This window comes from Geminicoccus flavidas (genome assembly GCF_009806515.1).
GTDB lineage: Bacteria > Pseudomonadota > Alphaproteobacteria > Geminicoccales > Geminicoccaceae > Geminicoccus > Geminicoccus flavidus.
In genome coordinates, this window is the sequence record NZ_WUJP01000778.1 from 1 (window position 1) to 6,921 (window position 6,921).

A 6,921-nucleotide genomic window follows, 5' to 3' on the forward strand; every position below is an offset into this window, starting at 1 on the left:
GATGCCGGCGCGCACGCCTACCGGCATGTTCCGGAATATGAAGGAGATCACCAGGATGATGCCGGTGCCGGTGATCTCGATGGGCGGCACGTTGAACGCCAGGATGTAGGCGATGCCGATCACCGTGCCCGGGATCGCGAAGCTCAGCATGGTGCCGAACTCGAAGGCCCGCTTGAAGCCGAACTCCTGGCGCACCAGAAGCCAGGCGGTGAGCAGGCCGATGGCGGCAGTCGGCACCGCCGCGATCAGGGCGATGGCAATGGTGGTGGAAAAGCTGTTCCAGGCGGTACCGGACCAGACGATGCCGTGCTCGCCTGTCGTCACGCCGAAGGCGGCGATCATGTGGCGCAGGGTCGGCGTGTAGTCGCGCCCCCAGAACTCGACCAGCCCGCCCAGCAGGATCAGCGCGTAGAGCGCCATGGTGAGCACTGCCCACGGGATCGTCACCGCGTAGAGGGTGTAGCGCAGGCCCGGGACCAGCTGGAGCGGGACGCCGGAATCGCCCTTGCCGGTGACGGTCGTGTAGTTGCGCCGGCCCAGCCAGCGCTGCTGCGCCCAGAAGGCCACGAGCGTGAAAGCCAGCAGGATCAGCGCCATCATTGCGGCGCGCGACGGCTCGTGCTGAGCGCCCACCATGGCGAAGAAGATTTCAGTGGCGAGCACGTCGAAGTCGCCGCTCAAGACCAGCGGATTGCCGAAATCGGCCAGGCTCTCGATGAACCCTAGCAGGAAGGCATTGGCCAGGCCCGGGCGCATCAGCGGCAGCGACACCGTCTTGAACGTGGTCCAGCCATCGGCGCGCAGGGTCTGCGCAGCCTCCTCCATGGACGGGCTCACCCCCTCAACCACGCCGATCAGCACCAGGAAGGCGATGGGGGTGAAGGCCAGCGTCTGGGCGAACCAGACGCCGGGCAGGCCATAGATCCAGCGCCCGGGCTCGATGCCGAACATGGTGGCCACGAACTGGGTCACCGTGCCGTTGCGGCCGAACAGCAGGATGATCGCCAGGCCAATCACGAAGGGCGGGGTGATGATGGGCAGCACCGTCAGCACCCGGAGCGAACGCTTGAACGGGAACGGCGTACGGGTCGCGATCAGGGCGAAGGCCAGGCCCAGCAGCGTCGTGGACAGGCCGGTCAGGACCGCCAGCAGCAGCGAGTTCCAGGCGACCCCGCAGCGCACGGTCGAATAGGTGCAGGCCAGCCCCCAGATCCGGGCGTCGAAGAACTGGCCGGCGAACTGGTCCGGCACGAAGGCGCGCGCCAGGATCATGCCGACCGGCACGAACACGAACAGGCCGACCACGGCAACCACGAGACCGATCGAGCCGACGACGAACCGGTCGCCCTTGACCAGACCGCGCGTCGCCAGCCCGTTGGTCAGGGTGAACAGGAAGGCCAGCGCCACCAGCACCGCCCCTGCTCCCATCCCGTACTGGCGGGAACGGTCCGGCACGAACGGGGCCAGCCAGTCCGCGGGGCCGCGATGGTTGACCGCGAGACCCTGGATCGCCAGCCAGGCGATCCCGAGCAGGCCTGCCAGCACCAGCAGGTTGGCGCGGCGCGCCGGGTCCATCTCGTGGCGCCGCGGCAGCAGCGGCAGGAGCAGCGGGACGAGCAGCGGCAGGAGCCAGACCCGGCCGAGCCACAGGCCCTGGGCCAGGCCGGATGCATAGTCGCGATCGGTGAACAGCCCGGCGTTCAGCCAGGCGAACGCGAAGAAGCCGTCGTCCTGGGCGTACCAGGGTAGCAGCAGGAAGCCGCACCAGCCGACCAGAAGCCAGGCGACGAGGGTTCGGTCGTGGTGCGGCTGCATTGAATCGTCAGCGCGGCAGTGCCGACACTTCGTCGTCCCAGCGCTTGAGCAGCCGGCTGCGTTCCTCCGAGCTGCCATACTTGGCGAAGTCGTAGTCGATCAGCTTGATGTCGGACAGCTTCGGGCTCTCCGGGGGCGGCTCGGCGTTCTTGTTGGACGGCACCTGGTAGGACCTAGCCTGGCGGGCCTTCTCCTGCACGTCCGGTCGGAGCGCGAAGTCGTAGAACTGCTCCGCTTCCTCGATGTTGCGGGCACCGGCGATGATGCTCATCGAGCCGATCTCGTAGCCGGTGCCCTCGCAGGGGCTGACCACCTCGATCGGCGCGCCCGTAGCCTTCATGGTCACCGCGTCGTGCTGGAACACGATGCCGACCATGGTCTCGCCCTGCGCTGCCGCCTTGATCGGCGCGGAGCCGGACTTGGTGTACTGGTTGATGTTGGCGTGCAGGGCCTTGAGATAATCGAAGCCCTCCTCCTCGCCCATCAGCTGCACGAAGGTGGCGAGCGCCGTATAGGCCGTGCCCGAGCTGTTCGGGTTGGCCATCTGGATCTCGCCCTTGAACTCGGGCTTGATCAGGTCGGCCCAGCACTTGGGAGCTTCCAGGCCCTTCTGGGCGAGCAGCTCAGTGTTGTAGCCAAAGCCCAGGGCACCGGCATAGATGCCGACGGTCCGACCGCCCGAGGCCTGATACTGGGCGAGCGCCCAGTCATGGAGGTCGGCATTGGCCGGGGATTCGTAGACCTCGGTCAGCCCCTCCTCGGCGGCCTGGAGGTGCGGATCGCCGGTGCCGCCCCACCACACGTCGCCCTTGGGATTGTCCGCCTCGCTCTTAACCTGCGCATAGGTCTCGCCGGAGCTCTTGCGGGTCATCGCCACCGAGATCCCGGTCTCCTTCTCGAACTCCGTCGTCATGAGCTGGCACCAGGCCTCGTCGACGACGCAGTAGAGGGTGAGCCTGCCGGCAGCCCCGGCCGGCAACGCCCAGGCGCCGATCAGTGCTGCGGCACAACTGGCAGTCAACAAAGCGCTATGCATTTCCCGAGCCTCCCGCGGGCCCGGTTCTGCCGGCCGGCCCGTCACGTTCCAGTGCTGAACATGACAGTTTCGTGACAAGCCGCTCCCGTCAAGTTGGAGCGCACCGCCCTGAAGGGTCAGACCTGCGGCCGGTCCCGATCGGCGGCGACCTTCTCGGCGGTGAGCAGCGCCGGGTCCTTGGCAGGCGGATGGGCCGGGGCCACCGGCTCGTCCTCGTCCTTCATGTTGCGCTTGAACGCCTTGATCCCCTGGGCGACGTCACCCGCCACCTTGGGCAGCTTGCCGGCGCCGAAGATCAGCACGACGACCACCAGCAGCGCCAGCATTTCCCAGATACCCAGGCTCAAGGCCCACTCTCCCGCTCTATGGCTGCCCCCCTATATGGCCGGACCGAAGACGGAGCCAAGACTGATCCTGTTCGCCACCGCCACTGCCGCGCTAGGGTCGCGTCAATGTGGTTCGGCATCCTTGCGGAGGAGCGGGGCGATGGAGCGGATGGGACGCCGGGGACGCACCAGGGAGCCGCGCCAGGGGCATGTGGCCGCCGGGACGGCGGGCCAGCTCCGCCGCATCCTGCCGCCGATCGAGCCCTGGAGTGCCGAGAGGGTCGCGGCCGTGCACGAGGCGGCGCTGCGGCTGCTCGAGGATGCCGGGATCGAGTTTTTGAGCCCGGCCGCGCGCAGCCGGTGGCACGCGGCACGCGCCACGGTCGACGAGGCCAGCGCCGTCGTGCGCATCCCGCGCGAGTTGGTCATGGACGCGCTGGCGGCGGCACCCTCCAGCTACCGCCTGCACGGGCGCAACCCGATCCGCGACCTGGTGATCGGCGAGAACGCGGTGGCGTTCGGGCTGGTCTCCGGTCCGCCCACCGTGGAGGACCGGATCCACGGGCGCCGGCCGGGCAACCTCGCCGACTACCGGCTGCTGGTGCGGCTCGCCCAGAGCTTCCTGATCGTCAACTATCTGGGCAACCAGCCGGTACCACCCACCGAGCTGCCGGCCGAAAGCCGTCATCTGGACGCCTGCCTCGCCAACATTCAGGAGGGCGACAAGCCCTGGGGCTGCAGTGCCATCGGCGCGGAACGGGCAAGGGACTCGGTGGCGATGGCGGCGATCGCCCGCGGGCTCAGCCTGGACGAGGCGATGGCGGCGCCCGGCTGCAGCACGGTGATCAACGCCAACAGTCCCAGGCGCTTCGACGGGCCGATGTGCGACGGGCTGATGGCGATGGCCGAGCTGGCCCACCCGGTGGTGGTGACCCCCTTCACCCTGATGGGTGCGATGGCGCCGGTCAGCCTGACCGCGGCGCTGATCCAGCAGCATGCCGAGGCGCTGGCCGGGCTCACTTTGGTGCAGCTGACCCGCAAGGGTGCCCCCATGGCCTATGGCGCCTTCACCTCCAATGTCGACCTGAAGAGCGGCGCCCCGGCGTTCGGCACGCCGGAGAACGTCAAGGCGACGCTGATCGCCGGCCAGCTCGCCCGCCATGTCAGGCTGCCCTACCGCGCCTCCAACGCCTCGGCCTCGGTGGCGCTCGATGCCCAGGCGGCCTACGAATCCCTGTTCTCCCTGTTTGCCGCGGTCATGGGCGGGGCCAACATGGTCTACCACGCGGTCGGCTGGATGGAGGGCGGGCTGGTCGCCTCGTTCGAGAAGATCGTGCTGGACTGCGAGCTGGTCCAGGGTGTGGCCGAGATCGCCGCGGGCGTGGAGGAGGAGGATGTCGAGGCGGCACTGGCCGCCATCCTGGAGACCCCGGCCGGCGGCCATTTCTTCGGCACGGAAACCACCATGGCCCGCTACCAGCGCGCCTTCTACCTGCCGATCCTGTCCGACTGGCGCAACTTCCAGCAGTGGAGCGCCGCCGGTGCCCCGGATGCCGCTGCACGCGCCACCCGGATCTGGCAGGAGCGCCTGGCCGGATTCGAGCCGCCGCCCCTGGACCAGGGCATCGCGGAGGCGTTGGGCGAATTCGTCCAGCGCCGCAAGGCCGAGATCGCCAGGGGCGTGCTGCGCCCGGCCTGAAGCCCTGCCGGCCCTAGGGCAAACCCGCTAGAACGCCCGGCACGGACCCGCAGCCAGGAGGACGCCATGCGCCGGGTGGACGCGTTTGCCCGCGAGGTGGAGGAGTGGGAGAACATCTTCATTCCGCTGTCTGATGGCACGAGGCTGGCGGCACGGGTCTGGCTGCCGAGGGACGCGGCGGCAGCACTGGTGCCGGCGATCCTGGAATACCTGCCCTACCGCAAGCGCGACGGGACGGTGCATCGCGATGCCCTCACCCATCCCTATCTGGCCGGGCACGGCTATGCCTGCCTGCGCGTCGACATGCGCGGCAATGGCGACAGCGACGGCATCATGGAAGGCGAATACCTGCCCCAGGAGCAGGACGATGCGCTGGAGGTGATCGCCTGGATCCGCAGCCAGCCCTGGTGCACCGGCCGGGTCGGAATGATCGGGATTTCCTGGGGCGGGTTCAACGGGCTGCAGGTAGCCTGGCGCCAGCCGGAGGGGCTGGATGCGGTGATCTCGCTCTGCTCCACCGACGACCGCTACGCCGACGACATCCACTACAAGGGCGGCTGCCTGCTCTGCGAGCAGCTCGGCTGGTCCTCGACCATGCTGGCCTACAGCTCAAGGCCTGCGGACCCGCTCATCGTCGGCGATAAGTGGCGCGCGCAGTGGCTGGAGCGGCTGGAGCGGGAGCCGCATCTGGCCTCGATCTGGATGGAGCACCTGACCCGCGACGCGTTCTGGAAGCACGGCTCGATCTGCGAGGACTACGGCCGGATCCGGGCGGCGGTCATGCTCGTGGGCGCCTGGGCGGACAGCTACCACGACCCGGTGCCGCGCATGCTCACCGACCTGAATTCACCCAGGCAGGCGATCATCGGGCCGTGGGTGCACAAATACCCGCATTTCGCCGTACCGGGCCCGCGGATCGGCTTCCTGCAGGAGGCGGTGCGCTTCTACGACCGCTACCTGAAGGACCTGGACAACGGTGCCGACCGGGCACCGGCGCTGCGGGCCTATCTGATGGACAGCGTGCCGCCTGCAACCCAGTACGAGCATCGCCCGGGGCGCTGGGTGGCGGAGGCGGACTGGCCCTCCCCAGGCATCAAGACGGTGCCCCTGCATCTGGGCCGCGGCCGGCTGACCGACGCGCCGGGGCCGACGGAGGCGGTGTCGATCTGTTCGCCCCAGACCGTGGGCCAGGCCGCCGGCGAGTATTGCCCGATCTGGCTGGGCCCGGAACTGCCCGGCGACCAGCGCATCGACGATGGCGGCTCGCTCCTGTTCGACGGCCAGGTCCTGGCGGCCGACCTCACGATCCTGGGCGGGCCGGTGCTGGAAATCACCTTCCAGGCGGACCGGCCGCAGGCCAACCTCGCCGTGCGCCTGTGCGACGTCGCCCCGAACGGCGCCTCGGCGCGGGTGACCTATGGCGTGCTCAACCTCTGCCACCACACGAGCCACGAGCATCCGGAGCCGCTCGTGCCCGGGCAGAGCTATCGGGCCCGGATCGAGCTGGACGAGGTCGGCTATCGCTTTCCGGCCGGGCATCGGTTGCGCCTTGCGGTCTCGACCGCCTACTGGCCGCTGATCTGGCCCTCGCCAGAGAACGCCACCGTCACGCTGGCGCTCGAAGAGTGCCGCCTGCTCCTGCCGGTCCGGCCGCCGCGCGCCCATGACCCGGCACCATCCTTCGCCGAGCCGGAGGCGGCGGCACCGCTGGAAGAGATCGTCCATCGCCCGGCCACCAACCGCCGCGTGACCACGATTGACGCTGGAACCGGCATCCAGCACCTGGAGATCGTCGACGATTTTGGCGAGTTCGAGATTGTGGCGCACGAGCTGGTCACCGGCAGCGTCGGCCGGGAATGGTACGAGATCCACCCCGACGACCCGCTCTCCGCCAAGATGCGCACGCACTGGACGGAGACCTCCCGGCGCGGCGACTGGTCGGTGCGCACCGAGAGCTTTGCCAGCATGCACGCCGACCGGACCCATTTCCACCTGACCGCCCGGGTCGAGGCCTATGAGGGCAACCGGCTGGTGTTCGCGAAGGA

The 6,921-nt window shown here is 69.0% G+C and carries 5 protein-coding genes; 2 read left to right on the forward strand and 3 right to left on the reverse strand.

The window, feature by feature from the left end; translation table 11 throughout:
• The 3 genes from EQG76_RS22405 to tatA all read right to left on the reverse strand — a co-directional run.
• On the reverse strand, positions 1–1,815 hold a 1,815-nt coding region (locus tag EQG76_RS22405; RefSeq protein WP_159716536.1), incomplete at its 3' end, for an ABC transporter permease.
• A gap of 7 nt (positions 1,816–1,822) precedes the next feature.
• The gene (locus tag EQG76_RS22410) at positions 1,823–2,851 is read right to left on the reverse strand and encodes an ABC transporter substrate-binding protein (protein WP_159716537.1); all 1,029 of its coding nucleotides are present in this window, start codon (positions 2,849–2,851) and stop codon (positions 1,823–1,825) included.
• 116 nt (positions 2,852–2,967) lie between these two features.
• A complete protein-coding gene (gene tatA, locus EQG76_RS22415; RefSeq protein ID WP_159716538.1) occupies positions 2,968–3,198 on the reverse strand; it encodes a twin-arginine translocase TatA/TatE family subunit in 231 nt (76 codons plus the stop codon).
• Positions 3,199–3,337: 139 nt separating this feature from the next.
• Between tatA and EQG76_RS22420 the strand changes: the two genes are divergently transcribed.
• Together EQG76_RS22420 and EQG76_RS22425 are read left to right on the forward strand one after the other, a co-directional pair.
• Positions 3,338–4,876 carry a trimethylamine methyltransferase family protein gene (locus EQG76_RS22420; protein WP_159716539.1) on the forward strand — a complete coding sequence of 513 codons (1,539 nt, stop codon included), beginning with the start codon at positions 3,338–3,340 and terminating at the stop codon, positions 4,874–4,876.
• Between the two features lie 66 nt (positions 4,877–4,942).
• A partial coding sequence (locus tag EQG76_RS22425; protein ID WP_159716540.1) for a CocE/NonD family hydrolase occupies positions 4,943–6,921 on the forward strand: 1,979 nt, incomplete at its 3' end.